This is a genomic window from Mycobacterium sp. MAC_080597_8934 (assembly GCF_000523975.1).
Taxonomy (GTDB): domain Bacteria; phylum Actinomycetota; class Actinomycetes; order Mycobacteriales; family Mycobacteriaceae; genus Mycobacterium; species Mycobacterium avium.
The window spans coordinates 1-23,577 of the sequence record NZ_JAOS01000049.1 but is presented as its reverse complement, the minus strand read 5'-3'; the positions used below and the strand labels follow the sequence as shown (position 1 = coordinate 23,577).

Genomic DNA, 23,577 nt, shown 5'->3' with positions numbered 1-23,577 from the left:
AACGTGGGCTGACGGCGTTGCCGGATTCCGGGATTCACGTCGTGAGAACGAATCGTGGCGAGAGGACAGCTGCAGCCGGACACTCCTCGTCCGCGAATAAGCCCTGAGGCCAGGGGGAACCGCGGGAGCTTGACGGATCCGCCGTGTCCGCCGATACGGCACCGGGATGGCTTTTGTCTGCAGTGGAGCTTGCCTGTCTCGAATAGCAGATCCTCATCTGCGTTGATACACCGGGCGTTCGGTCGTCGCTATCTTGTCAAAGCGACCTCGAAATAATCTCTTTCATTATTTCGTTAGACCCCGCGTAGATTTTCTGTACTCGCTGATCAACCCAGAGACGCGAAATCGGATACTCCGTCATGTATCCGTACCCGCCGTGCAGCTGCAGGCAGTCGTCGAGGACTTTCATCGCCCGTTCCGTCGTCCACCATTTGGCCATCGCGACAGTTTGCACGTCGAGCTTACCGTCGAGATGCAGACAGATGCAGTGGTCGAGGAACACTCGCGCAATCCTTGTTTCGGTGGCGGCTTCAGCGAGGGTGAACTTGGTATTTTGGAACCCGAAGATCGTTCGCCCGAATGCTTCTCGTTGGCGCGTGTATTCGATCGTCTGGTGCAAGGCCAATTCCATGGCGGCAACCGCTCCGACCGCGACGATAAGTCGCTCCTGCGGCAGTTGCGTCATCAGCTGAAAGAAGCCTTGCCCCTCGGTGTCGCCTAGCAGATGCGTCTTGGGGACGCGCACGCCGTCGAAAAACAATTCAGATGTGTCCTGACCGCGCTGACCTATTTTGCTGAGGACTCGTCCTCTCCGGAACCCGGGGCGATCGGCTTCCACGACGATCAGCGAGATACCGCTGGCGCCTTGGGTATGGTCGGTCTTGGCCACGACGACGACGAGATCGGCTTGCTGACCATTGGTGATGAACGTCTTCGAGCCGGTGATGACGTACTCGTCCCCATCGAGGACGGCGCGCGTCTTCACGCTTTGAAGGTCAGATCCGGTTCCAGCCTCCGTCATCGCAATGGCACCGATCAATTCGCCCGACGCCATCTTGGGCAACCACTGCCTTTTCAGGTCTTCCCGTGCGTAGTGCAGGATGTAGTGTGCGACGATGCCGCTGTGCAGGCCGGCGCCCCACGAACTGTCCCCGATTCGAGCTTGCTCTTCGAGCAGAACTGCTTCGTGCGCGAACGTCCCGCCGCCGCCGCCGTATTCGACCGGCATCGACATGCACAGCAGGCCCAGCTCGCCTGCTCGTTCCCACACCGCCCGGTCGACATGGTGTTGCTCGGCGAAGCGCTCTGAGTGGGGTGCAATCTCAGTGGCAACGAACTTTGCGGCGAGATCACGAAGCGCTTCCAATTCCGGGCTGAGCCAAGGTGAGGCGACTGTCATGGTGTCCTTTCGGTTAGGTGCTGCTGACGACGTTGGCGGCTTTTCGGGTTAGCCGCAGTACACGACCTGGTATTCGCCGGCGCCGTGGCGTGCTCTCAGCAATTTTTTGTCGTATTTGCCCACACTGGTTCGGGGAACCTCAGCAATGAACGCCCAGCGCTCCGGGATCCACCACTTGGCGACCGCGCCGTCCAGGAAGACCCGCAATTCGTTGATATCCAAGCTGGTTTCGGTCTTCGTGACGATCAACGCCAAGGGTCTTTCCTGCCACTTCTCGTCGGGCACGCCGATCACCACCGCCTCATGCACGGCTGGATGGGCAACGAGCGCATTCTCCAAGTCGACCGAGGAAATCCATTCGCCACCTGACTTAATGACGTCTTTTACCCGGTCGGTAAGCGTAAGGTAGCCGTGTTGATCGATGCGACCCACGTCGCCGGTGCGCAGCCATCCTTCGTCGAGCTTGTCGGAGTCGTTGTCGCCGAAGTACGAGCCGGTGACCCACGGTCCGCGGGCCTGGATCTCGCCGATAGACCGTCCGTCCCAGGGCAGGGTACGGCCATCGTCGCCACGCAGCCTAATCTCGACACCGCAGACGGGACGACCCTGACAAGCGCGTAGCTCCCATTGGCGCTCGCCGTTGGTCCCCTTCGGCGCGCGCGCCACGGTTGCCAGCGGCGAGGTTTCGGTCATCCCCCAGGCCTGCAGGATCGGGACACCGAATTCACTCTCGAAGTGCTCCATCAGTGACCTTGGAACGGCCGACCCGCCGCAGGCGACCAGGCGTAGCGACGAAATATCGTGCTCCGGTTCGGATTCCAGGAAATGCTGCACGTCATTCCAGATCGTCGGTACCGCACCGGCCACGGTCGGCTGCGTGTCCTCGATGATGGCAACCAACGGTGCCGCCTGCAGGTATCGGTCGGGCAGCACGAGGTCGGCTCCACACATCAGCGCGGAATAGATCAGCCCCCATGCGTTCGCGTGAAACATCGGGACGATCGCCAAGACGCGGTCTTCTTCACCGATGGACAGCACGTTGGGTGTGCAGCCAGTCAGCGAGTGCAAATAGGTGGAACGATGACTGTAGACAACACCTTTCGGGTTTCCGGTAGTGCCGCTGGTGTAGCACATCGCCGCGGCCGACCTCTCATCGAGCTCTGGCCAGTCGAATTCGCCGTCTTGATCAGCAAGCAGGTCCTCGTAGCGCAGCACGTTTTTACCGCTGGCCAGCAGCGGCTCCAGGTCGCCGTCGCCCGCTGCGATCACGGTGTGCACCGACGACATCGTCGGCAGTGCCTTCGCTAGAAGCGGTGCCACAGAGACGTCCGCGATGATGACCTTGTCGTCGGCGTGATCTGAAATGTAGCCAAGTTGTTCTGCGGTGAGTCGAAGGTTGAGGGTGTGAAGCACCGCGCCCATCGACGGCACCGCACAGTAGGCTTCCAGGTGTTCCTGATTGCTCCATTGGAAGGTGGCCACGCGCTGATCGTCAGTTATGCCCAGACTCCGTAGTGCGTTGGCCAACTGGCTGATTCGTCGCTTGAGCGCACCGTAGGTCGTTGTGCGGTAGCCCGATCCGGTCGGCGTGACGACTTGGCTGTCAGCGTGGATGGATGTCGCGTGCCTGACGATCGAGGCTACGGTCAAGGGGATATCCTGCATGGTGCTTTGCACAGGCACAATCCTTCAAACTGCTAGTTGGTGAATGAGTCCGGCACTGGAGGAGGTTCGTAGATGAGTTCGCCGTAATTGTCGCGCAGCGCGTCGATGATTTCCGTGAGGGGAAGGTCGTCGAAAACACCACGGTCATGGAGGTATTCCAGGTGTTGAGAGCCGTCGCCTGTGTAGGCGTGCAACATGGCGTCTCGCTGACCGTCGAATTCGATGGGAGCGACGCGGAAGCGCGCGCATAACTCGCGGTTGAATGCCGGTGTGGCCTTGACCCACCGACCATTCAGCAGTATTTGACTGTAGCCGTGGTAGACGAAAACGTCCGAACCACCCATCCGTTCACGGAGACTCGCGGTCTGTAGATGGTTGCGGACGTCGGCGAAACCCAACCGCGCCGGAATCCCCGCGGCGCGACATGCAGCCGTCAAGAGCACCGCCTTGGGGACACAGTAGGCGCGCTCGGCGACGGCGACCGCGCTGGCTCGGTACTGGCGCGGGTCGTCGGAGACGGAATACGGGTCGTACCAGATCGAATCACGGACAGCGGTGAAGATGCGGCACGCCTTATCGACGGAATCGGTGGCGTTGCGTGTCGCCGATTCGGTGAACTGCTGCACGGCATCGTGTTTCCAGTCGAGGAATTCGGTGGCTGCGAGGAACCGCGCAAATTCTGTCTTCATCGGCGGCGCAGCGTGATCGGTAACCCGTCGACCGGGATCGGCAGCGATGTGTTGTCCCAGCGGATGCGGTAGTCGGTGTCGAGGCCGAAGGTGAACGTGCGCAGCATCTGGTGCAGGATCGCTTTGACCTCGAGGGTGCCGAAGTGCATGCCGATGCATTTGTGCGCGCCACCGCCGAAGGGCAGCCACGCGAAGCGGTGAGCTTGGTCCTCGCGGCGCGGGTCGTCGAAACGTAAGGGGTCGAAGCGATCCGGGTTATGCCAGACTTCGCGGACGAAATGGTTGACGGCGGGAGTGATCGCCACAAGCGTGTCGCGGGGAATGTAGTGGCCGTCTATTGCGGTGTCTTGCACTGTTTTGCGCATGACTAGCGGGACCGGCGCCACGAGTCTCATGGATTCCTTGATCACCAGATCGAGCGACCTGAGCGCTTCCAAATCGTCGATCTCGGGTGATCGGTCGCCGAGAGCATCGCTTTCGGCGCGAACCCGATCTTGCCATTCTGGATGCTTTGCCAGGTAATAAGTTACCGCGGTGGTGGTGATGGTCGATGTGTCGTGAGCGGCCATCATCAGAAAAATCATGTGGTTGATGACATCGGAGTCACTGAAACGTTGTCCGTCTTCGGTGCTGGCATGGCACAGCGCGGCGAACAGGTCATTGCTGTTGCCGGCCCGGGCGGCCGGCAAGTGCCGGGCGAAGTATTCCTCGAGCACCCGTCGGCCGCGGATCCCGGCGCGATAGCGGGTGCCGGGAAGCGGCGCGCGGACGAGTGAGCTGGCCGCGCGTACCGTAGCGACGAACGCCTGGTTAATGGCGTCGCTGCTGTCTTTGCCTCGGCCACCCATGAACACATCGGTGGCGATGTCGAGGGTCAGGTTTTTCAACAGCGGGTACATGCGGACGGACGGGCCGGTCGGCCACGTGGGCAGGGTTGCGCGGACGCAAGGGGTCACTTGGGTGACGTAGCCGGCCAGTCGCGGCCGCGTGAAGGCCTCCTGCATGATGCGCCGGTGCATGAGGTGTTCGTCAAAGCTCATCAGCATCAATCCGCGGTGGAAGAACGCGTCGATGAGAAAGGCCCAGCCGTCTTGCGAGAACGCCTTTGCGTTGGTGGTGAGCGCCTCCTGGGTAGCTTGGGGGCCCGCGATGACCGCCATTTTGGTGCCGAACGCTCCCATCCACGAGACAGATCCGAACCGTTCGTAGCGCTCTCTGCCCAGGTCGGACCCAAACCGGATGTAGTCGAGGGTGTGCCCGACCAAGGGGAGCCCGGCATCACCGAGAACCGGTCGCAGTCCGCTTCCGGCCGGGGGCGCGGCTAGTTCACGCACTGGCCACCGCCGACTCCACCGGCGAAGTCCGTCGTCCACCCGTTGCGGCGCGGGAATCAAGATGACCGAAGATAACCGTTCCCGGGCTTTATCGACGGGTGCGTGTAGCGGGTTAACCATTGTCGCTCCCCGGCCTGTGGTCGTCGTGGGATGGAGGATCGACCAGCTGTTTACAGTTGGGCCACCAATGTTAATAGTTATACATAATTGCCCTGTTTGTCAAACGGGTCCTTCGCGGTGGGGCGTGACAAAAGCGGTTGCTGCGCGCTAGCCGCCTGCCTGCGTTCGGCCCGTGCGTCAAGGAAACGTGTCTTCGGCCCTGTCTGTGAGAAACGCTCCGCTGAGGTGCAAAGCGTGACGCGCCTCGGGCAAGAGTCGAAACAGGGCTTGGAACACGTGAATCTGGCCGCGAAACACCTGAAGCCGCACGGATGCTCCTGCGGCGCGCATGCGCTCGGCGAGTTGACGGGAGTCGTCGAGCAGCATCTCCCTTCCACCGACCTGGATCAATGTCGGCGGCAAGCCGGTGAGATCTGCGGCGAGGACATTGACGCGGGGGTCGGTCGGGTGGGCATCGCCTACATAGAGGCTGAGCGCACGCGTTGCGGACCGGGCCGATGCGAAAGGATCGCGGCGGCGAGTTTCACGTGCCATCGCCAGCTGGCACGTCAGATCGACGACGGGGGACATGAGTAACATGCCATCGGGCGGCGGGGAGCGATGTGCGAGCGCGCCCAACGAGGTCGCGACGGCGAGTTGGCCGCCCGCCGAATCTCCCGCGATCGCCACCGTGCGGTTTGACGCCGATTCTTCAGAGCCGGTCAACCACCGGTAGGCCCTCAGTGCGTCGTCGGCGGCCGCGGGATACGGGTATCGCGGAGCCAGGCGGTAGCGGACGGCGAACACCGGCCTGAGCGACGCGGCAGACAGTTCGCCTAGCAGACCACGATGGGTCTGCGGGGAGCACATGGAAAAGGCGCCGCCGTGGATATAGAGAATCGGCGGCCCGTCCGGGTCGACGTCCGGGGCAACGATCCAGTCGCCTCTCACCCGATCGCCAGCAAAGACGGTGTCGACCTGTTCAACTCGCAATCCGCGCCGCGGGCGGGACGCAATGAGCGCCGCCCGAAGCACCCGGTCCATTACCGCGAGCCCGTACTGGTTAGACGGTAGTGCTTGCGTCAGTGGGCGCAGGATCCCGCGGGCCGACGTCGCGATGAGATAACTTGCCGTGCTCGGATGCTGTTCCGAGTAAAGGGTTGTCACGATGAGCTAAGTACCTTTTCAGTGGTGCGCCGCTCGAACGAATAGTCACCAAGGTCGAAGGTGCGACTACGCCAGAAAGATTCGAGGGTGGTCGTCGGGCGTAGCGGTACGTCGCCGTGTTTGTCGAAGTAGTAACTATTGGCGGTTGCGCAGCTGGGTTGCCAAAAGACTTGGCGGTGGCGGCGTTTGAGCATTTCGGCGAAGAAGCGGTCGTTGGCTTGCCGGGTTATTTCGACGTAGTTGGCGTGCCGGGACCGCGCATGGTGAAGGCATCGCACGATGTGCCTGGTCTGGGCTTCAATGAGCGTGAAGTACGAGGAACCGTTGTATCCATAGGGTCCGAAGATGGAGAAGTGGTTGGGGAATCCGGGCACGCTGACGCCTTCGTACGCTTGGAGCCGATTCTCGTCCCACCACTTGGCTTGATCGAGTCCACCGATCCCCCTGAGCGAATAGGTCGGCATGTTCTCCGGTTCCATCACTTTGAAGCCTGTGGCGAGGATGAGGACGTCGATCTCGTGCGATCGGCCGTCGACGGTGTGGACGGCGGCGGCATCGAAGTGGCTTATCGGACTGGTCTCGAGGTGGACGTTGTCTCGGTTGAATGTGGCCAGGTACTCGTTGTGAAAGCTTGGGCGCTTACACCCGAGCGCGTAACGGGGGGTCAGTTTTTGACGGACGGCGGGGTCGGTCACCTGGCTGCGCATGTACCGCAACGCGGCACGCTCGATGAGTGACGCCAAGGGAATGGCGGTGTGGAAGTGAGCGGCGACAGGGAACGTGACTTCGACGAAGGTTTGACTCGCTGCGCGCGCCGCGAGTTGTCCGCCGGGAGCGTATTTGAGGAACCCTCTTGCCAGCCGCGGCACCGGGAAGTCCAGTTTCGGCAGGCACCAGATCGGTGTGCGCTGGAACACGGTCAGCGCCTTGACGTCTTTCGCGATTGCCGGGATCAACTGCACTGCCGACGCGCCCGTTCCGATGACAGCCACCCTCTTGCCGGCGATGTCTTCGTTGTGGTCCCAGCGGGATGTATGCATGGTGATCCCGCCGAAATCATCGACACCGGAGATATCCGGCCGCTTGGGGCGTGTCAGGACGCCCGAGGCGTTGATCACGAAGCGCGCGGATAGGTCCTGTCCTGCGGCCGTGTGCAAGCGCCACAGGGTCGCGTCCTCATCGAACCAAGCTTCAGTCACCTTGACGGCGAAGCGGATTCGTGGGCTAAGACCGTACTTGTGCGCGCAGTGTCTTGCGTAGTCCTTCAACTCGTTGCCGTGCGCATACGTCCGCGACCATGACGACCGTTTTTCGAAGGAGAATTGGTAGCTGTACGACGGAATGTCGACGGCGATGCCCGGATAGGTGTTCCAATGCCACGTTCCGCCTACGTCGTCTGCCTCATCGACAATAAGAAAGTCCGAAAAGCCGGCTTTCAGGAGTTTTATCCCCATTCCGATCCCGGAGAATCCTGCACCGATCACGATGATTTCGAAGCGGTGCTTATCGCTGTGGTCCATACCGTCCTTCTGGCTTATCTGGGGGCTGATGCCAGGCACCTGTCGCCGACTGCCTAGCCGGAGCCAGTCGCGGCTCAAGCACGATCCACCATCCGCGGTGATGCTGCCTCGGGTGAAGCGGTTTGCGCCGAGAAACGAACACCTTCGCGCTTGTCGACGGACACGCGATCGTCGTTGCGCTGCCGTCCTCCTTTGCTTGCGCCGTGCGAACTCTCCGCGGCCAACTCGGGCCGCGCCCGCCTGGGCTTCTTGCGGGGAGGGGGCTGTGAACTCATCGAGTAATCGTCGAGCTCGACCCTCGCTAGTTGTCGGGCGAATTGGGTGGTGAAGCCGGGATACATGGTCCCGTTATAGCCGTCTTCGGTGAGGTACCAGCTCTTGCATCCGGAGTTCCACGTCGTGCCGGCAAGCCGACGCTGGAGTTGGGCGTGATAGCTGTTCTGCCGGTCCTCTTTGACGTCGAAGGTCTGAATACCGCCTTCGATGATTATGCCGATGGCGTCGACGATGTAGCGGATCTCCGCTTCCAGGTAGACCAAGGCCGAGTTGTGTCCTGGCCCGGAATTCGGCCCGAAGGTGAAAAAGAGGTTGGGATAGCCTGAGACGCTGACGCTCTTGTAGGCGTAGGCGCCGTTAGACCATTCCTCCGCAAGCTTTCGACCGTCCACGCCGGTGATGGGAAACGGTGTGCCGGCCTTGCACACATCGAAGCCGGTCGCGAATACGATGCAATCCACCTCGTGTTCGATGCCGTCCGCGGTGCGAATGCCGATGGGCGAGATGGTCGCGATCGGCCAGGTGATGAGTTTGCAATTGTTCTGTCGGAGAGCCGGATAGTAGTCGCTGGTCATCAGCATGCGCTTGCAGCCGGGCCGGAAGTCGGGCGTCAGTTGTCGCCGCATCCACGAATCTTTCACCTGGCGACGAAGGTTCGCCTTGGCCGCCCAGGCGATGGCGGTAGTGGCCGGGGTGTTCCACACCATGCCGACGGCCATGACTTCGTGCGCCCAAAACCATGCCTGGCGAGCGGCGCTCTGCAGAATCGGTAGCCGACCAAACGCGGCCTTGGCAACACTGGGGTGCGGAAAATCAGGCCGGGGAAGCACCCAACCGGGCGTCCGTTGAAACACTTTGACTGATCGCGCCGTCTTCACCAATTCCGGAACAATCTGCACCGCGCTCGCCCCGGTACCGATTACCGCAACACGTTTGTCGCTCATGTCATAGTCGTGATCCCAGCGCGCGCTGTGGATTTTGTGGCCTGCGTAGCTGTGCAGTCCGCGAATGTCAGGAAAATTTGCATTGGCCAGTGGGCCGCTTGCCATCACCACCGTGCGCGACCGGTAGCTTGACCCGCCATCCGTTTCGACGGTCCACGTGCCGCTGTCTTCGTCGAACGCCAGGCCGGTCACGTTGACGTGGAAACAGATGAAGCGCGCCAGCGCGTGCTTGTCGACCATGGCCTTGATGTAGGCGAGTATCTCGCTGCTTCCCGAGTACGCACGCGACCAGTCCGGATTTGGTTCGAAGGAGTACGAATACAACAATGACGGAATGTCGCAGGCGGCACCGGGATAGCTATTGTCACGCCAGGTTCCTCCGACCTCGCCCGCGCGCTCCAGGATGACGAAATCGTCGATACCCCGCTTGAGTAGTTGGATCGCCGTGCCAAGTCCGGCAAAGCCGGCTCCGATGATCAGAACACTGGTCGTGTCGCTCATCTGGCCACCGGTTCATAGGTCAGCTCATCAGTCCATGACGGCGTCTTGCCGAGCACTTGCGTGGGGAAGTGGTCGATCACCCTACCGAGGCGCTGCGAGATGAAGTGCAGCGGTTGGGAGTGCTTGATCGTGGCAGACATATGGGCCTTGAGGATGTGATAGGGGGGAACACGGCGGGTGTGCTCGCTGCGATCGCCGACGTTCGAGTAGCGGGTGACTGCGTTGTACAGCCTTTCCTCGGACAGGCCCCAGGCGTTCAGGTTTATCAGCATCCGGGTCAGCAGCGGGATGTAAAGCAACGCACCGGTAAGTACCCTCGGGTCGATAAGAGCTCCCACCGTCTGAATCGCATGGATCCTCATTGGGCTGGCGCCCAGGTCGTTGAGCACCTGAAAACCCACCGCCAGGTGGCGAGACTCGTCGCTGTTGACCTTGGCGAAAACTTCGCCGCACACGGGATCTGACACCTCGTCCACCAAAAACTTCAACAGTGCTCCGTCCAGAGCGGTTTCTAAAGCCGGTATGGCAGCACCGATCACCGTCAACGGAAGTGCTTCGGCGTATCGGTCCAGCCATTCGATGACCAGCCGGATGTTCTTGTTCGGCACCGGAGTCTCGCCCTCCTCGAGCATCCCCCAGCGATGCATGAGAGCGAGCTCCACGTTGGCGTGCCGCTGCTCTTCGGCGTGGAAATACCTGTAAATCTCACCCAACGCGTCGAACGGCGCCTTGGGGGCCATGGCCGCGAAAGCGCGGGCACCGACATGCTCGATCCATACCACGTCTGACATGAACTGTTTCAGGCTGGGGCGCTGTTCGTCGGTGATCAACTCGGCACCCGGTGCGTCCCAGTCGATGTCGGCCAGCGCCCACTGGCGGTCTTTAATCGTCTGCAGCATATCGCCGTATTCGAAAGCCATGTCTCCTCCTAGGTTGTGTCAACGCGTTATTCGCTGGATGAGTCCCATCGCGTGGGTGAAGGTACCCGGCATGGTTCTCTTGAGCTGCCAGAGGATTTTGGCGTCGAGTTGCGGCAGGACGTATAGCTGGCCGCGGTCGTGCGCATCCAGGGTGGTTCGTGCTACCGACTCTGGTGATACGCCGGTCCACTTCATCAAGTTGGCGGCTAGCGTGGCCGCCGATTCCTCGATGCGTGGATTGTCGACGATATTTGTTTTGACGAAGGTGGGGCATAGGACGGTCACCGTGACGCCGGTTCCGCTGAGCTCGGCTGCCAAGGTTTCGGACAGCGCGAGTACGCCCGCTTTGCTCACGTTGTAGGCGGCCATGCGGGGGGCCGCACCGAAGCTTGCCGCCGACGCGACGTTGATGAGCCCTCCGAATCCACGTTCCCGGAGCCGCGGGACAAAGACTTCGCAGCCGTGGATGACTCCCCACAGATTGACCGACAACGTCGCGGACCAATCGCTCGTGGATGTCGCACCGACGACGTTGCCTCCAGCGCCAATTCCGGCATTGTTGATCACCAGTCCGGGAGCGCCGCCGAACCACTTCTCGGCCGAATCGGCAAGATCCCGGACCTGATGCTCGTCTGAGACGTCGCAAACAACGCCGATGCCATGACCGCCCAGCTTGGAGATCAGGTCCGCTGTCTCCTTGGCGCGAATGCCGTCGATGTCGGCGCACACCACACGGCCGCCCCGGCGCGCCAGCTCGACGGCAAATGCGCGGCCAATGCCGCTGCCTGCACCGGTGATCACCGCGTCGGCACGGTCACTCCGGCGGGGGGGATTCCCAAACGGCAGCAGCCTCATCGGAGTATCCGCCGTTGCTGCGATCTGACGGTTGATTCCGTCGCTGCCTCGAAAGCAACTGGTGGCACCAGCCACCATTGTGGGCACATGCCGTCAGTTTGGTGTGACCTACGTTGCTTTGTCAAGATGGAAATGTGCGGACGAAGGCGAAACGATGGGGCGGGCGTACCGGCGCGGAACGCCGCGCGGAACGTCGGCAGCGTCTGATCGATGCCGCGACCGAGATCTGGAGCGAAAGCGGTTGGGCCGCAGTCACCATGAGGGGCGTTTGCTCCCGGACCAGCCTGAACGACCGCTACTTCTATGAAGACTTCAAGACCCGCGACGAGTTGCTGGTTGCCGCCTGGGACGGGGTACGGAACGAGATGCTCGGTGAGGTTTCCGCGACCCTCGCAGAACGCGTCGGGCAGCCGCCCCTCGAGACTATTCGCATGACCATCTCTATGGTGGTCGACCGCATCACACAAGATCCCGGCAGGGCAAAGATCTTGCTGACCCAGCACGTGGGCAGCTCACCGCTGCAAGACCGGCGCGCTGTTGCCCTGCAAGAGGCGACGCACCTCGTGGTCGCGGCGAGCAAGCCCCATCTGAGACCGGATGCCGATGAAACCGCGCTCCGCATGGACACCTTGGTGGCGGTTGGGGGCTTCGTCGAGCTGATCACCGCCTGGCATGCCGGCTTGCTCGACGTAAGTCAGGAGGAGATCGTCGAACACACCAGTCGGCTCGCCGAAACCCTAGCTGAACGTTATCTGGTGCACGCGCTCAGCGTCGATGACGTGCCCGGGACGCTACCGTCCTGATCGTGGGCGTCAAACCGGACACGCACTCAGCATCGCCGGGCGTGGCCGCGAGCCGATAGAGCGTTTGCCGATGCCCCGGATTCAGGAACCGGCGCCTCGCCTATGTTCTGCAGCAGCACGTAGGTGCCGAGGCTGCCCAGGAAACCTGCGCAGTGTTGGACGAGTTCATCAGTACTGAAGTCCAGTTCGCCGTCCAGCCAGCGGCGCAGAACCTCGAAGAGTCCTCCGACACCGAGGGTTGAAGCCAGATGCGCGACGCCCACCGCAGAGTCGGCGATATCCAGGTGAAGTCTGGCCTCGCGCAGCACGAGGTCGGCGAAACCGGCCATCAATTGGCTCCGCAACTCGCGAAGGAGTGGCTCCGTTGCGGATTCAACGAACAAAATGCGGGCCAGCCGAGGATCGTCTTCGATCATGTTGACCAGTGCGCGGATGGGGGCATACGCCAACACGTCGGGTGGCGCGCCGGCGTCTGGGATCGCTTGGACTATTACGTCTTGGAAGGTGGCATAGAGCTGCTGGTAGACGGCCCGCAAGAGCGCGTCGCGGTCGGAGAAATGCTGGTAGAAGTAACGCGAGGTGACACGTGACTCGGCGCAGACGGCAGTCACGGTGGTGGCGGCCACGCCTCGGGTACCGATCAGCTCGATAGCGGCGTCGATGAGACGTGTACGCCGGTGCTGATGGCGCTGCTCTGCAGACACTCCGCGATACACCCGGACTGAACGCATAGACACAGTTTGTCATCTAAATCTGACTAGGTATAAAGTCAGATTATTGAGGTCCGCTTGGAGATGGGAGTAGCACATGACCAGTGAGTCGCCCACACGGCCAGCAAAGAGGGTGCTGCCAAAGGCTCGCCGTGTCCGTTTCGCAATGCCTGCTGGGACCAGTCGCCAGCACTTCGTCGACGGCGACTTGGTGATGAGCCACTTTGTCTCTACCTTGTCGGCAACGTTCCCCGAGGGCGAAGACTTCTTCATCCGATCGGTGCGCCAGTACCGTGACCAGGTCAGCGACCCCGACCTCCAAGAGGCGGTCAAGGGATTCATCGCGCAGGAGGCCACCCACCGGCACCAGCATCGGCTGCTTAACGAGCGGCTCCAAGCGATGGGCTATCCGACCGACGGGATCGATCGGCACATCAAGAAGTTGGTTGACCGGCTCGAGAAGCGATTCTCTCCGAAGATGCGCCTGGCCGTGACGGCTGCCCTTGAGCACTACACGGCGACGTTCGCCGAAATCATTCTGACCAGCGACGAGGCACAAGAGCTGATCGGCGACACCGAGGTCCGGCCGATTCTGCTCTGGCACGCTTTAGAAGAATCCGAGCACAAGGCCGTCGCTTTCGACGTCTTCGAGACGGTCGGTGGAACCGAACGCACCAGGGTCTGGGGAATGCGGATTGCCACAGTCATCTTGTTCACCGAGTTGGTCATCCAGACCACTCGCTCTCTGGCGGGTGACCGCGCAGCCTACAACCCACTGCGCTTACTGCGCAGCCTTCGAGCCTTCCGTCGTTCCCCACTGTTCAGCCCGGACGCGGTGCAGCGCTTCCGTTCCTACACCCGCGCCGGCTTCCACCCCGACGACTGGGACAGCACCGAAGTCCTCGAACGCTGGGCCAAAGAACTCTTCGACTCCGATGGCGCCCAGCGAATCGGGAGCCGCGTCTAGCATCAACGGTGAGCGCGAGCAGAGAAGCACTGGCACTAGGTGGCTTACGAACTCGTCGTCGAAGGCGATCCCTACGGTACCGGCAGGAGCACACCGTCGATGAACCGGTCATTTCGAATTAGACGGGAGACTCATTCACCGCCGCGGGTTGTCGTCGACACAGACGCTGGCGCACCTACATGAACCGGGATGTTACTGGCCGGGGGCGCAGTGCTTGATCATCTCACCGAGGTTTTGGCCGACCCGCTCAGGTGCGATACCCACCGACGGCGGGTAGAGCATGATGTGGTCGAGTACCCCCTCGTAGCGGCGCAGCCCGGCGCGCACCTCGCTGGCGGTGCCAGCGACGCCCATCACGTCGATCATGTCGTCCGTCACCGCGTCGAACATGGCCGCAAAGTCACCGCGTGCGAAGGCTTCTCGGATAACGGCACCCTGTTTGGCGAATCCGCAGAAGTCGAGCAGCGGTTGGTAGGTTCTGACTGATGCGTAGAACGCGATCTGTTGCGCGACCTCGCGACGGGCGATTTCCGGGTCGTCGTGGATGGAGCACATGACCATTGACACAATCTCGACGTCGTCGGGATCGCGCCCGGTGCGTGCGGCGCCCTTGGCCACCGCGGGCCGCACGACTTCCTCCACGTAGGCGGTCGTGAAGAGCGGATGCCCGGCCAGCCCGTCAGCGACCCGGCCGGCGGCTTCGCACATCCGCGGGCGCACCGCGGCGGTGATGATCGGAATATCGCGCGCAGGCGGGTCTACCGGGCCGCTGGGGATGAGATTCATCTGGTAGAAGCGGCCTTCGTGGCGGACTGGTCCCTCGTGCAGGTTCCAGATGCGCCGAATAAGGGGTACGAGTTCCTCGACGCGCAGGGCGGGGGCGCTGGTATCGGCGACGCTGTGCCAGTTGCTCATCATCCGTTTGGTGCCGTTGCCGATGCCGAGCACGATGCGACCGCCGGACAGTTCGTCGAGATCGCGCGCCTCGGTCGCCAAGACCAGCGGGCTGCGTCCGACGCCGTAGAGAATCGACGACCCGATGCGACACCTGTCAGTCGAGGTGGCCATTGCCGCCATCGAGATGGATCCCGACCGGGTATAGAACTCCGATGCCCACACCGCGTCGAACCCGGCCTGGTCGGCCGCGGTGGCGGTGACCTTCATCGCGGCAAGGTCAGGGGCTAGGACAGAGAGTCCAAAGGTACTCACTACTGCGGCTCCATTGCGTTGTGTTGTGCTCCTGAGCGATGTCGGCGAGCCCGTTGGACGAGGAGCAGTCATCGTGGACCGGCCGGAAGCCAGTGCCGAACAGCTGCACCGGATCTCGCTGCTGCCAGTCTGTCAATCGTGCAACGCGAGCGCGCCTGTGGGGCAACTCGCCACGGCATCTTCGATCAGTGCCCTGTGACATTCGGGTGGCCCAGGATTCAGGATGTGGAGTTTCCCATCGTTACTGACCTCGAAGAAGTCGGGAGCCAGGCCTTCACACATCCCGATTGACGAGCATCGATCGCGGTCGACTGTGATTTTCATGCCACGCTGCCTCACGTAGTCGGGGTGAAGCGGACGGGAAGATGATTCACCCCGTGGAAGAAAGTGCTAACGGTATAGCTGGGTGGCCCGCAGACTTCAATATCAGGCAGGCGGTGCAGCAATTCCCGGAAGAGCGCGGCGAGTTGCTGCCGCGCCAGCTGATTGCCCAAGCAGTGGTGGATACCTCCACCTCCGAAGCTCACGTGCGGGTTGGGGTCCCGTGACAAATCGAACTTTTCCGGGTTGGTGAACACTGTGGTGTCCCAGTTGGCCGAGCTGTAAAAAAGTACGACCTTGTCACCTTCGGTGATCTGTTGTCCGCCCAGGTCGCAGTCGCGAGCTGCCGTTCGGCGGAAGGTCATGATCGGGGTGGCCCACCGGACGAACTCTTCGACCGCTCCTTTGATTCGTCCGTCGAAATCCTCCATCAGCCACGCTCGTTGATCGGGAAAGTCGGTCAAGGCTTTCATCGCATGACTGGTGCTTTGGCGCGTGGTGTCGTTCCCAGCGATCGTGAGAAGTATGAAAAACGAGACGATCTCATCTTCGGTGAGTTTTTCACCGTCCACTTCAGCCTGAACGAGGTTCGTCATGAGGTCGTCTTCGGGCTGCCGGCGACGTGCAGCGATGATTTCGCGGGCGCCGTCGCCTAGGAATCCCATCGCTTGGAAAAGGCGAGGTATGACTGGGTCGTCGCCCATCACCTCGGGGTCGCTCCACCCACCGGCATACCGTGATTCCCACGCGATGTCGCGGCGCATCGAGTCCGGCACGCCCATCATGTCGAAGATGTTGTGCATCGGCAGCAACGCCGCGCATTCGTCGACGAAGTCGGCCTTGCCCTGTGGAGCCAGGTCGTCGACGACGCGCTTCGCGTTGGCCTCGATCTGATGGTGGATCAGTCGCATCTGCTTCGGCGTGAATGCGGATGCCAGCAATCGTCGAATCTTGGTATGACGCGGCGGATCCATCGCAATGAAGCCTTGAGCGGTGTCGAGCAATTCCTGCGGGATCGACTCCATGACAATGCCCTGACCTGACAGGAAATCGTCGTGTCGCCGGGTCGCCTCGACAAGCAACGGATGCGTAACCACAGCCCAAAAGCCCCGGTCGTTCCCGTCGTCGATCATGGTGTGCTCGACTCGCGGGTGCCAGCTGATGGGAGCACGTTTGCGCAGTTCGGCGTATGTCTTCTCCCGGTCGGCGGCGGTGCCGGCCCAAAATGCAGTCGAGGACAAGTCGGCAGAATCATATGGACGTGCTGAACGCCGCTCCGCCGACGTTTTCAGTGCGGACGTCGTGCTGGCAATCATGAGAATCTCCTAAGGTTCGTGCGGCCCCACTCCAAGTGTTTACAATTATTCCTTCAGAGTCAACATTTGAACATAAAATCCTTAGTGTTAACGCGCCTCGCCTGCGGAGGAATGAACGCCCAAATAGCGAAGTGCGATCCGCGAGATGCGCTCCCCGGTCGTCTCGGCGTCGGCGGTCGGAAGCACGACGTGACTCACCGTCAGCCTTACCAGTGCATCGGCGACATCATTGACGTCATTGGCGTCCAGGCCTGAAAAGTGCTCGTTGAACCAGGTCACGAGGGCTGCCGAGGACAGCTCCAGTAGCGACGCAGAGGTCGGCAGGAGCGGCAACATACCGGTTGACTCAGCGACCGTCCTGTCCGTAGGCCGGTTCGATGTCAGCACCGCCTTCAAGAGCGGGCTCGCTTCCGCTTCCTTCAGTGTGTACGACACCGCAGCGGTGATGCCCCCGCCGACGTCTCCGGCGTGTTGTGCCAAAACTGCGTGAATGCCATTCAAGAAGCGTTCGCCTTCGGCCACAACCAGCGCGTCGCCCAGTCCCTGCTTATCGGTGAACTCCTTGTAGAGCGTCGGGCGGGACACGCCGACAAGCTCTGCGACTTCACCCATGCGAACGCGATCCCAGCCCTTCTCGATAGTGAGGGTCCGGGCAGCCCTCAAGACTTGCTCACGCATATGCCGGCGAAACGAGAGGCGAACGGACTCTGTTGGCATGGTGAGCAGGATATGCGTCTTGCACAAGTGTTCCGTCGGGGCTATCGAGGACCACGCCGACAACAATGCACTTCGCCGGTTTGGCTGTCCGGGTTCCGCTACTTCTCACCATGGCACTGTCATCATCCGGTGGAACTCGCGACATCGGCTTGGCGACCGCCACGCTTCGAGCTGATGCCAACGTCGCGATCGAAGTCTGGGGTTCCCCTGAAAAAATGGACACGGATAACTTGCTTCCGCGACAGGGTTCAGCGTCCGCTCGTAGTCGATAGGTGAGCGCGTCCCGATCGCTTAATGCCTTGGTTGATTATTGTAGAAGTTCATCCAATTGTCAACTCCTGCAATCAATTCCGCTTTGGTCGCGTAGGGTGTGCCGGTAGTAGCATTCCTGTTTGAAACTCGACCACAGCGACTCGGCGCCGACGTTGTCCCAGCATTACCCGCGCAGCGCCCACCGCGCGCGAACACCCCCCGCTGCACGGCCACGGTGACCAACTCGGTGCGCATGTGATCATCCACAGCCCAACCCAGTGCCCGCCGCGAGTGCTCGTCGCGGATCGCGCACAAGAACATGTCGCCCTCCCCGCAGCCCAGATAGGTGTAGGGGTCGGACCGGGGCGCGGTGTCGGCATTTCTACCGATCCGTTTCCCCGGCCCGCCCTCCGAACCCGCCGAGCGAATTTCTCCGCAACGGGCTCTCCACGGATTCAGGCCACTGGTGCAGTGATGTCCGTCGGCCTCGCTGTCCAAGGGGTGATGATTTTCGTGCCCCGGTAGCGGTATCGGGTGACCTCTACCTTCTGCGGCCGAAACATCGCCGTCTTGCCTTCGCGGATTTGCCAATTGGGCAGGAACCGTCGATGGAAGACGCCCCACGCCAGCCCGTGGTGCCGTTTGCGCATCCAAGTCACCACCCGCCACCATGTGAAGTGGTCGAGGTAGTCGAAGGTGCGTTTGGACACCCCGTGCTGGAAGTAATTGCACCATCCCCGCAGGACGGGGTTGAGTTGGCGCAGCAGATCAGCGAGCGTTCGATGTTTGTGTCGCCGCGTCAGATTCCTGACTTTGTCGGTGATGGACATAAGTGCCTTCTTCGACGGCCAGGTGTAGACGTAGTGCTTGGTCGTGCCCCTTTTGATCTGCCGTTGGATGCGGAAGCCGAGGAACTCGAACCCCTCGTCGACGTGGCAGATCCTGCTCTTCTCGACCGACAGGCGCAGGCCCATCGGCGCGAGCACTGCTGCGATCTCGTCCCAAAGCGCTTCGGCATCAGCGCGAGTGCCGTGGACCATGACACAGAAATCGTCTGCGTAGCGGACGATTTTCATGGTCGGAACTCCGGCGCGTCGATGCTTGGCACGTGTCCATTCCGGGCCGAGCGCCTTCCACTTCGCGGCGAAGTGCTCGTCGAGAACGGACAGGGCGACATTGCTGAGCAGTGGTGAGAGGATTCCGCCTTGCGGAGTGCCGGTGATGGTGTCCCGGTAGCCGAGATCTTTCGAGAGAATCCCGGCTTTGAGGAACGACTTCACCAGGGCCAGAACGCGTTTGTCCCCGACACGTCGCCGCACCCGGCCCATAAGGGCCGAATGCGAGATTTCATCGAAGCACGCCGTGATGTCTCCCTCGAAAACCCAGTGATAGGCCCGTGAGCCGCTGGCGAGGTGATGGATCTCAGCGATGGCGTCCTGGGCTCGCCTGCCCGGCCGGAACCCATATGCGCACGGATGAAAGTCCGCCTCGAAAATGGGCTCCAGCACCAGCTTCAGCGAAGCTTGCACGACCCGGTCGGCGACGGTCGCGATACCCAGGCGGCGGAGCTTGCCGTTCGCCTTCGGGATCATCACCTCCCGCACCGGATCCGGCCGGAATATCCGCTCCTTGAGTTCCTCGCGGAGCCGCTGAAGCAGTCCGACCGCCTCTGCCGCACCGACAGACCGCGGTGCGGTCCCATCGGCACCGGCTGAGCGCGCACCCTTGTTCGTCCGCACCCGCTCCCACGCGAGGGTGAGGAATGCGGGGTCATAAACGAGGTTGTACAAATCATCGAAACAGCGGTCGCTTTCATCAACCGCCCAATGGTGCAGTTTGCGTTGCATCCTGCGTACCCGCAGCTCGGCCGTGTCCGGGTCGGGCCACAAAGCACTCGTATTCACAAGTGACCTCCACAGTCTGCGTACTCGCCGCGAACCCGCTGGAGCCCTTTGCCATGCGACCGGCTTTCCCGGCCTCGGACTACTACGGCTCCTCCGCCCCACCACACCGGCATCAGCCGACGACTGCCTACCCCTCCAGCCCGGCTGGCTGCCGGATCTGACCGGGGACCGGCGCGGTGGTTCCCGTGTTCACTGTCAACCGTTTGACGGGTGAGGTGTCCAGCTATGCCCCTGCGACCTCGTCACGGCTACGCCGCAGTCCTTCACCGTGACCTCCCGAACCGGCGACATCAACCGGCCCACGAGTTCCCCGCCCTCAGGGCGGGTGCGCGTCGCTGCCCAGCCCGCATCCGCCAGGTTGGAGCTGGTGGTCTTCTCTTAAGAGGCGTTCAGCCGCTGGTTCCTCGCGTACACCTTCCCGTCTCGCTAGCCGGACCCGACCCGTCTGGCAGTACCAGGCCGTCCCGGCGTTGTCGGGGCTGCTTCCCACCCTCACCAAAGTCTCTTTAGATCAGGCTGCCCCCAGCTTCTACCGGGCCACTGCGATGGCTCGGCGACGGTGGTCTCTCACCTCCGTTCGGTTGAACAGCGCCTCACGGCGCTCGATATCCGAGGACCACACCGCGTCGAGTCGGCCCTTATCAAAGCGCTGGCCGATCAGATCCGGCGGAAACGAGGCCGGATCGACCACCGTGGTGGTCTTAAACCTCCGCGGACTGATCCCCTTGATGCCGAGCTCGGCCATGATTTTGGCGCGGCCAGCCCGGGCTGCGCCAGATAGCCCAGAGCTTTTCACGCTGAAGTGCTTATCGTGCGGTCGAGAAATCCGGCGACGGCTGCGGTGAAGGCATCGTTGTCGTCGCCTGCGACCATGTGGCCGGTGCCGGAGACGTCCACCGCTTGGGCGTGCGGTACGACCTTGAGGAATTCGTCGACCGACTGCTGCGATGTCACATCTGAAAGGACGCCGCGCACCAGAAGAGTGGGTGCCTGCACGCGGCGGGCCCCTTCAACAAGCAGTTCGCTGATCGCGTCGAACTTTTCGGCACCAGTCGCGGGGTCACCTTGCAGAAACTGGAAGTTGGAAGTGATGAAGGCCGGATCCCATCGCCAGATCCACCGACCATCGTCGCGTTGCCGCAAGACTTTACGGAGTCCGTCCGGGTTCTTGGGCCGAGTGCGATGTCTGTTGTATTCGGCAATGACGTCCGCGGCGTCGTCGAGCGTGCTGAACCCGTCAGGATGGGCGGCCATGAACGACACGACGCGGCGTGCTCCGTGAAACTCCATTCGCGGAGTGATGTCGACCAGGACGACGGCTCCCCACAGGTCGGCGGGCGCCAGCAAGTGCGTGCCCAGGACGGTCATGCCGCCCAAGGATGCGCCGACGACGGCCGGCGGGCGGTCGGTGCTCGCGTGTTCACGCACGGCCAGCAGATCGGACGCTAGCCGTCCGAGGTCGTATCTTCCGGTAGGGTCCCACGCGCTGTCGCCGTGACCTCGGGCGTCATACGCGACGACCGTGTACCCACGAGCGTGCAAGCGGCGCGCTGTGGTCGCCCAGGCGTGTCGGTTTTGACCACCGCCGTGCAGGAGCAGCACAACGGCGCGGGCAGCGTCGTGCCGGTAGCAATCCGCCGTGAGGGTGACGCCGTCTGTGGTGCGGAATCGCTCGAGCGTAACGGTCATCGGGTGCGCTCGCCGTTGTGAAGTCGGACGACAATACCATCGGTCCTTTTCATCACGAGGAATTCCCCCTAGGGCTAACGACGGTCACTGTTCCTTGGGCGGCACATACCGCGCGCCCGTCGTTGGTGATGTCGATTCTGGCGACACCGCTGCGCTTGCCCAGCGCGATGATCTCGGTGACGGCGACGCATACTCCGCTTGACACGGGCTGCAGCAAGTTCAGCTTGAATTCGGTTGTGGCGACCCACGATCCAGCGGGGATCACCGGGTAAAACACCACGCCCAAGCAGTGGTCGACCATTGCTGACAGGCATCCGCCGTGCAGATTGCCGAACGGAGTCAAAAGGTCGTCCCGAGCATCCATCTGCACAACCAGCCGCCCGGCGGCGAACTCGGTGTGGCGAAAATCCAGGTATTTGGAGAGTCCTCCCGTGGTTGCCGCCGCGTTCTGCAATTCCTTGGCGATCTGCTGATTGAACTGCGCGAACTCCATGGTTAGCGCCCCTTCTCATCCACGGATATCGATGCGATGGTTTGAGACACTACTCTGCACTTGTTGCATCGACGCAAGGCTGGGTGTTGGTGAGCAGAGCTGGAAGCAGGAATCGGCGTAAAAAGGCATCGAGGCCTTCGGGGCTGCGGTGTCTGGGGCCGCGGACCGACAGCAGGCTGAGGACGGTTCGCAGGATCCATTCGGCGGCATCGTCGACCGACACCCCGGGCTCGAGTTGGTCCCAGTGCGCAGCGAAGACAGGTCGAAGGAACTCGGCCACGAGTTCAAACAAAGCCACCGACGTTCCCTTGGCCAACCCCACGCCGGCGAGTTCCTCGTCACTGCCGAACAGCAATCCGATTGTCGGCTCGCGATGAGCGGCGCGTACCGTGACCTCGACGAAATCGAGTATTGCCGTGCCCAAATCGCGATGTACTGCGATCCGTCGACGCATGCGGTCTAGGTAGCGTTCGGCCGCACGCAGGATGACACCGGAAACGACGGATTCACGACTTGGAAAGTAGCGGTACACCGTGGCGCGCGACACCCCCGCCTGTCTGGCGATGTCCTCCATGGTGGTGCCCGGCAGCCCCTTGCCCTCCAGGCACGCTTCGGCGGCATCGAGCAGGAGGTCTCGGGCGACGTCGCGGGTCGTGGGAGGTGCCGTGCCCCAGCGCAACGATTTCTTCGTCACGAAGCAAGTATGCAGCCTCGGACCGATCGTGAATTAACGACCCAACCGGTTGTCGCATGGCTACTTATGTGACAATATCGCAAATATGTCGCAACAAAGGTGCCGACGATGAACGTGACCTGACCGTTGGCGATTCCGCCCCGCACTCCCGTTGTCGTCGCGGTCGGTGAGATCACGCACCGCGGCGACAGCGTCGTCGATCCCATCGATTTGGCTTGCGAAGCCGCGCGTCGAGCATTGCAAGACGCGGGCGCTGCGATCGGGCATCGGATCGATACGGTGGCGACACCGGGCATTCTGATGATTCCGCGTGACAATCCCGCGTCGAGAATTGCCGAAGCGGTTGGGCTGGCGCCCCGGCGTCGCATCAGCTGCCCGATTGGCGGCAATACACCGCAATACCTCGTCGAGGTCCTTGGTGGGGACATTGTGCGCGGTATCAGCGATGCGGTGCTGGTCGTCGGAGCCGAGACCGGCGAGTCCGCCCGCAGAGTCAAATCGGGTCATGCGCTCCGCGATCCGAAACCCGTTGATGCACAGGATGAGTCACTTGGCGACACACGTCCCGGATTGAGCCCAGCCGAGATGTGTGCTACCTCACCGACTTTGACTCCCGCCAGTTCAGCGATCGCAGTGAGGCTTTCACCGCGGCCTTGCATCCGGGCCAACGCTGTCGCGCCGGCCTGGCGGTGTTCGTGACGGCGCCGCTCTCCCTCTGCGTGTATCTCGAGGATACGGTTGCGCTCCCACTCGTCGACGGCGGCCAGCCGCCCAAGCTCGACGAGGAACGACGCAGCGTCATCGACATTTTGACGCTCACGCTCCAGACGTGCCTCGTTGGCCTTGTTCTGCGCCTCCCGGACACGCTTGCGCGCTGCCGATTTCGAATTGATGTTCACCACGTGGGAACCATAGGACGCACCCATCGTCGTGCTCTACCATCCTGACCAACATCATCTGTGTCCCATTTGTCCGCACCCTTTGTCGCCAAATCGACTGCCTACCAATGCAACACATCCGCACCGATCCGCACCACTCACCACAACCACCTGTCCGATCCGGGAAACGGTCGGGTGCGCTCGTTCACGCGCTACGACACACTTATGCCAACGAGACCGTACCACAGCAGCCTG

The 23,577-nt window shown here is 61.9% G+C and carries 22 protein-coding genes and 1 pseudogene; 3 read left to right on the top strand and 20 right to left on the bottom strand.

Translation table 11 applies throughout. From position 1 onward, the window contains the following. Positions 1–256 precede the first annotated feature (256 nt). The 9 genes from NF20_RS20900 to NF20_RS20860 all read right to left on the bottom strand — a co-directional run bounded on the left by NF20_RS20900 (position 257) and on the right by NF20_RS20860 (position 11,369). Entirely contained in the window at positions 257–1,399 is a 1,143-nt protein-coding gene (locus NF20_RS20900) for an acyl-CoA dehydrogenase family protein (RefSeq protein ID WP_033712837.1), read from the bottom strand. A 48-nt stretch (positions 1,400–1,447) separates the two neighbouring features. Next, positions 1,448–3,064 carry a long-chain fatty acid--CoA ligase gene (locus NF20_RS20895; RefSeq protein WP_085981616.1) on the bottom strand — a complete coding sequence of 539 codons (1,617 nt, stop codon included), beginning with the start codon at positions 3,062–3,064 and terminating at the stop codon, positions 1,448–1,450. A 32-nt stretch (positions 3,065–3,096) separates the two neighbouring features. Continuing rightward, positions 3,097–3,753 carry a transglutaminase-like domain-containing protein gene (locus NF20_RS20890; protein WP_007168400.1) on the bottom strand — a complete coding sequence of 219 codons (657 nt, stop codon included), beginning with the start codon at positions 3,751–3,753 and terminating at the stop codon, positions 3,097–3,099. Further along, complete coding sequence (locus NF20_RS20885) at positions 3,750–5,207, bottom strand: cytochrome P450 (protein ID WP_033712835.1); 1,458 nt, start codon at positions 5,205–5,207, stop codon at positions 3,750–3,752. Before NF20_RS20885 ends, NF20_RS20890 begins: the two co-directional genes overlap by 4 nt. Before the next feature lie 177 nt (positions 5,208–5,384). Next, positions 5,385–6,353 carry an alpha/beta hydrolase gene (locus NF20_RS20880; RefSeq protein ID WP_007168397.1) on the bottom strand — a complete coding sequence of 323 codons (969 nt, stop codon included), beginning with the start codon at positions 6,351–6,353 and terminating at the stop codon, positions 5,385–5,387. Then, complete coding sequence (locus NF20_RS20875; RefSeq protein ID WP_007168396.1) at positions 6,350–7,873, bottom strand: flavin-containing monooxygenase; 1,524 nt, start codon at positions 7,871–7,873, stop codon at positions 6,350–6,352. Before NF20_RS20875 ends, NF20_RS20880 begins: the two co-directional genes overlap by 4 nt. Positions 7,874–7,947: 74 nt before the next feature. Next, positions 7,948–9,594 carry a flavin-containing monooxygenase gene (locus NF20_RS20870; RefSeq protein ID WP_007168395.1) on the bottom strand — a complete coding sequence of 549 codons (1,647 nt, stop codon included), beginning with the start codon at positions 9,592–9,594 and terminating at the stop codon, positions 7,948–7,950. Next, complete coding sequence (locus tag NF20_RS20865) at positions 9,591–10,514, bottom strand: hypothetical protein (RefSeq protein WP_007168394.1); 924 nt, start codon at positions 10,512–10,514, stop codon at positions 9,591–9,593. Before NF20_RS20865 ends, NF20_RS20870 begins: the two co-directional genes overlap by 4 nt. Positions 10,515–10,532: 18 nt before the next feature. Next, positions 10,533–11,369 carry an SDR family NAD(P)-dependent oxidoreductase gene (locus NF20_RS20860; RefSeq protein ID WP_007168393.1) on the bottom strand — a complete coding sequence of 279 codons (837 nt, stop codon included), beginning with the start codon at positions 11,367–11,369 and terminating at the stop codon, positions 10,533–10,535. A gap of 134 nt (positions 11,370–11,503) precedes the next feature. Between NF20_RS20860 and NF20_RS20855 the strand changes: the two genes are divergently transcribed. Beyond that, the gene (locus NF20_RS20855) at positions 11,504–12,172 is read left to right on the top strand and encodes a TetR/AcrR family transcriptional regulator (RefSeq protein WP_023900852.1); all 669 of its coding nucleotides are present in this window, start codon (positions 11,504–11,506) and stop codon (positions 12,170–12,172) included. 26 nt (positions 12,173–12,198) lie between these two features. On the opposite strand, the gene NF20_RS20850 is transcribed toward NF20_RS20855, so the two are convergent. Further along, a complete protein-coding gene (locus NF20_RS20850; protein ID WP_057969459.1) occupies positions 12,199–12,903 on the bottom strand; it encodes a TetR/AcrR family transcriptional regulator in 705 nt (234 codons plus the stop codon). Between the two features lie 76 nt (positions 12,904–12,979). Here NF20_RS20850 and NF20_RS20845 point away from each other — a divergent pair, with 76 nt between their 5' ends. Further along, positions 12,980–13,849, top strand: a complete 870-nt coding sequence (locus tag NF20_RS20845; protein WP_033712834.1) for a metal-dependent hydrolase — start codon at positions 12,980–12,982, stop codon at positions 13,847–13,849. 192 nt (positions 13,850–14,041) lie between these two features. Here the strand turns inward: NF20_RS20845 and NF20_RS20840 are convergent, their stop codons facing one another. From NF20_RS20840 to NF20_RS20805, 9 genes are all read right to left on the bottom strand, one after another. Further along, positions 14,042–15,058 (bottom strand): LLM class flavin-dependent oxidoreductase, encoded by a 1,017-nt coding sequence (locus NF20_RS20840; protein ID WP_033717470.1) that lies wholly within the window; start codon positions 15,056–15,058, stop codon positions 14,042–14,044. A gap of 132 nt (positions 15,059–15,190) precedes the next feature. Beyond that, the gene (locus tag NF20_RS26785) at positions 15,191–15,382 is read right to left on the bottom strand and encodes a ferredoxin (protein WP_074021704.1); all 192 of its coding nucleotides are present in this window, start codon (positions 15,380–15,382) and stop codon (positions 15,191–15,193) included. 11 nt (positions 15,383–15,393) lie between these two features. Further along, positions 15,394–16,695, bottom strand: coding sequence for a cytochrome P450 (locus tag NF20_RS20835; protein WP_007168386.1), 1,302 nt, complete (start codon positions 16,693–16,695; stop codon positions 15,394–15,396). Positions 16,696–16,782: 87 nt separating this feature from the next. Then, the gene (locus NF20_RS20830) at positions 16,783–17,373 is read right to left on the bottom strand and encodes a TetR/AcrR family transcriptional regulator (protein WP_007168385.1); all 591 of its coding nucleotides are present in this window, start codon (positions 17,371–17,373) and stop codon (positions 16,783–16,785) included. A gap of 746 nt (positions 17,374–18,119) precedes the next feature. Next, positions 18,120–19,568, bottom strand: coding sequence for a group II intron reverse transcriptase/maturase (ltrA, locus tag NF20_RS20825; protein ID WP_007168383.1), 1,449 nt, complete (start codon positions 19,566–19,568; stop codon positions 18,120–18,122). Positions 19,569–20,097: 529 nt separating this feature from the next. Beyond that, positions 20,098–20,313, bottom strand: a complete 216-nt coding sequence (locus NF20_RS20820; protein WP_019732564.1) for a hypothetical protein — start codon at positions 20,311–20,313, stop codon at positions 20,098–20,100. Positions 20,314–20,360: 47 nt separating this feature from the next. Then, entirely contained in the window at positions 20,361–21,257 is an 897-nt protein-coding gene (locus NF20_RS20815) for an alpha/beta fold hydrolase (protein ID WP_007168381.1), read from the bottom strand. Positions 21,258–21,309: 52 nt separating this feature from the next. After that, positions 21,310–21,750: a PaaI family thioesterase gene (locus tag NF20_RS20810; RefSeq protein WP_007168380.1), complete on the bottom strand. Its 441-nt coding sequence runs from the start codon at positions 21,748–21,750 to the stop codon at positions 21,310–21,312. 49 nt (positions 21,751–21,799) lie between these two features. Next, positions 21,800–22,444 (bottom strand): TetR/AcrR family transcriptional regulator, encoded by a 645-nt coding sequence (locus tag NF20_RS20805; protein WP_007168379.1) that lies wholly within the window; start codon positions 22,442–22,444, stop codon positions 21,800–21,802. Between the two features lie 126 nt (positions 22,445–22,570). Here NF20_RS20805 and NF20_RS28790 point away from each other — a divergent pair. After that, positions 22,571–23,032 (top strand): annotated as a pseudogene (locus tag NF20_RS28790) (acetyl-CoA acetyltransferase); the annotation flags it as partial. Here NF20_RS28790 and NF20_RS26775 read toward each other — a convergent pair. Beyond that, complete coding sequence (locus NF20_RS26775; protein ID WP_174814222.1) at positions 22,948–23,346, bottom strand: hypothetical protein; 399 nt, start codon at positions 23,344–23,346, stop codon at positions 22,948–22,950. The pseudogene NF20_RS28790 and the gene NF20_RS26775 sit on opposite strands and share 85 nt — an antisense overlap. Positions 23,347–23,577 lie beyond the last annotated feature (231 nt).

Coding starts and splice junctions, on each gene's coding strand:
- NF20_RS20900 (WP_033712837.1), bottom strand. CDS start 1,399: ATGACAGTCGCCTCACCTTGGCTCAGCCCGGAATTGGAAGCGCTTCGT.
- NF20_RS20895 (WP_085981616.1), bottom strand. CDS start 3,064: ATGCAGGATATCCCCTTGACCGTAGCCTCGATCGTCAGGCACGCGACA.
- NF20_RS20890 (WP_007168400.1), bottom strand. CDS start 3,753: ATGAAGACAGAATTTGCGCGGTTCCTCGCAGCCACCGAATTCCTCGAC.
- NF20_RS20885 (WP_033712835.1), bottom strand. CDS start 5,207: ATGGTTAACCCGCTACACGCACCCGTCGATAAAGCCCGGGAACGGTTA.
- NF20_RS20875 (WP_007168396.1), bottom strand. CDS start 7,873: ATGGACCACAGCGATAAGCACCGCTTCGAAATCATCGTGATCGGTGCA.
- NF20_RS20870 (WP_007168395.1), bottom strand. CDS start 9,594: ATGAGCGACACGACCAGTGTTCTGATCATCGGAGCCGGCTTTGCCGGA.
- NF20_RS20865 (WP_007168394.1), bottom strand. CDS start 10,514: ATGGCTTTCGAATACGGCGATATGCTGCAGACGATTAAAGACCGCCAG.
- NF20_RS20860 (WP_007168393.1), bottom strand. CDS start 11,369: ATGAGGCTGCTGCCGTTTGGGAATCCCCCCCGCCGGAGTGACCGTGCC.
- NF20_RS20850 (WP_057969459.1), bottom strand. CDS start 12,903: ATGCGTTCAGTCCGGGTGTATCGCGGAGTGTCTGCAGAGCAGCGCCAT.
- NF20_RS20845 (WP_033712834.1), top strand. CDS start 12,980: ATGACCAGTGAGTCGCCCACACGGCCAGCAAAGAGGGTGCTGCCAAAG.
- NF20_RS26785 (WP_074021704.1), bottom strand. CDS start 15,382: ATGAAAATCACAGTCGACCGCGATCGATGCTCGTCAATCGGGATGTGT.
- NF20_RS20835 (WP_007168386.1), bottom strand. CDS start 16,695: ATGATTGCCAGCACGACGTCCGCACTGAAAACGTCGGCGGAGCGGCGT.
- NF20_RS20830 (WP_007168385.1), bottom strand. CDS start 17,373: ATGCGTGAGCAAGTCTTGAGGGCTGCCCGGACCCTCACTATCGAGAAG.
- NF20_RS20820 (WP_019732564.1), bottom strand. CDS start 20,313: ATGGCCGAGCTCGGCATCAAGGGGATCAGTCCGCGGAGGTTTAAGACC.
- NF20_RS20815 (WP_007168381.1), bottom strand. CDS start 21,257: ATGACCGTTACGCTCGAGCGATTCCGCACCACAGACGGCGTCACCCTC.
- NF20_RS20810 (WP_007168380.1), bottom strand. CDS start 21,750: ATGGAGTTCGCGCAGTTCAATCAGCAGATCGCCAAGGAATTGCAGAAC.